This is a genomic window from Streptomyces calidiresistens, assembly GCF_014141525.1.
In the GTDB taxonomy this organism is placed as follows: Bacteria; Actinomycetota; Actinomycetes; order Streptomycetales; family Streptomycetaceae; genus Streptomyces; species Streptomyces calidiresistens.
The window spans coordinates 1-1,872 of the sequence record NZ_VKHS01000948.1; the positions used below are offsets into that span (position 1 = coordinate 1).

The 1,872-nt window shown below is 74.1% G+C and carries 2 protein-coding genes; both read left to right on the forward strand.

Features of this window, described 5'->3' with window-relative positions; all coding sequences use genetic code 11:
* Positions 1–51: 51 nt before the first annotated feature.
* Positions 52–1,050 (forward strand): carboxylating nicotinate-nucleotide diphosphorylase, encoded by a 999-nt coding sequence (nadC, locus tag FOE67_RS24420; RefSeq protein ID WP_182666994.1) that lies wholly within the window; start codon positions 52–54, stop codon positions 1,048–1,050.
* The gene (locus FOE67_RS24425; RefSeq protein ID WP_182666995.1) at positions 1,050–1,850 is read left to right on the forward strand and encodes a type III pantothenate kinase; all 801 of its coding nucleotides are present in this window, start codon (positions 1,050–1,052) and stop codon (positions 1,848–1,850) included. Before nadC ends, FOE67_RS24425 begins: the two co-directional genes overlap by 1 nt.
* Positions 1,851–1,872: the final 22 nt, after the last annotated feature.

The following is a 1,872-nucleotide window of genomic DNA, read 5'->3' on the forward strand; positions in this document are numbered from 1 at the left end:
GATGCCCCCCGGCCGGGGGAGCCGACCCCGCCGACCGGCGACCTCCCCCTCGTGCCCCCGGCGTCCCCCGCCGGGGGCTGCGGGGACGGCTGCGGCTGTGCCGCGGACGCCCCGTCCGGGGACGGGGGGTTCGCGGAGTGCGGGCTCGACCCCGACCTGATCCGGCTGCTGGAGGCCGCCGGGCTGGATCCCCTCCTGGTGGAGGACATCGCGCACCTGGCCGTCACCGAGGACCTCGACGGCGGGGTGGACGTCACCACCCTGGCCACCGTGCCCGCCGACGCCGTCGCCACCGCCGACTTCGTCGCCCGCGCGCCCGGCACCGTCGCCGGTCTGCGGATCGCCGAGGCGGTGCTGTCGATGGTGTGCGAGGAGGAGTTCGAGGTGGAGCGGCACCGCGAGGACGGCGACCGGGTCGAGCCCGGCGACGTGCTGCTCTCGGCCACCGCCCGCACCCGCGACCTGCTCACCGCCGAGCGCTCCGCCCTGAACCTGCTGGGCCGCCTGTCGGGCATCGCCACCGCCACCCGGGCCTGGGCCGACGTCCTGGAGGGCACCGGTGCCCGGGTCCGCGACACCCGCAAGACCACCCCCGGGCTGCGTGCCCTGGAGAAGTACGCGGTGCGCTGCGGCGGCGGGCTGAACCACCGGATGTCGCTCTCCGACGCGGTGCTGATCAAGGACAACCACGTGATCGCCGCCGGGGGTGTCGCCGAGGCGTTCGCCGCCGTGCGCGCCGCGCTGGAGGAGATGGGCGCACCGGACCTGCCGGTGGAGGTCGAGGTGGACCGCCTCGATCAGATCGAGCCGGTGCTCGCCGCCGGCGCCGACCTCCTGCTGTTGGACAACTTCACGCCGGAGGAGACCCGCCGGGCCGTGGAACTGGTCGCCGGGCGCGCGACCCTGGAGTCCTCCGGCGGCCTCGACCTCGCCAACGCCCGCGCCTACGCGGAGACCGGGGTGGACTACCTGGCCGTGGGGGCCCTCACCCACTCCTCCCCGGTCCTGGACATCGGGCTGGACCTGCGCTCGGCGGAGGGGGACCTCTGATGCTGCTCACCATCGACGTCGGCAACACCCACACCGTCCTCGGTCTGTTCGACGGCGAGGACATCGTGGAGCACTGGCGGATCTCCACCGACGCCCGCCGCACCGCCGACGAGCTGGCGGTGCTGCTCCAGGGCCTGATGGGGATGCACCCGCTGCTGGGCGAGGAGCTGGGGGACAGCGTGGACGGCATCGCCATCTGTTCCACCGTCCCCTCCGTCCTGCACGAGCTGCGCGAGGTCACCCGCCGCTACTACGGCGACATCCCGGCGGTGCTGGTGGAACCCGGCGTGAAGACGGGCGTGCCGGTGATCACCGACAACCCCAAGGAGGTCGGGGCCGACCGCATCGTCAACGCCGTCGCCGCGATCGAGCTGTACGGCGGGCCGTGCATCGTCGTGGACTTCGGCACCGCCACCACCTTCGACGCGGTCACCGCGCGCGGCGAGTACGCGGGCGGGGCGATCGCGCCGGGCATCGAGATCTCGGTGGAGGCGCTGGGACTGCGCGGCGCGCAGCTGCGCAAGGTGGAGCTGGCCCGGCCGCGCCAGGTGATCGGGAAGAACACCGTGGAGTCGATGCAGGCGGGCATCCTGTACGGCTTCGCGGGCCAGGTGGACGGCGTGGTGGAGCGGATGGCCCGCGAGCTGTCGCCGGAGGACCCGGAGGCGGTGACGGTCATCGCGACGGGCGGGCTGGCCCCGCTGGTGCTGCGGGAGTCGACCGTGCTGGACGAGCACGAGCCGTGGTTGACGCTGATCGGGCTGCGTCTGGTGTACGAGCGCAACGCCGCCCGCTTCTGAGACCCCCGACCCGCCCCTGTCG

Bases quoted from the DNA above. Each gene is read 5' to 3' on its own strand.
- FOE67_RS24425 (WP_182666995.1), top strand. From the start codon at position 1,050: ATGCTGCTCACCATCGACGTCGGCAACACCCACACCGTCCTCGGTCTG.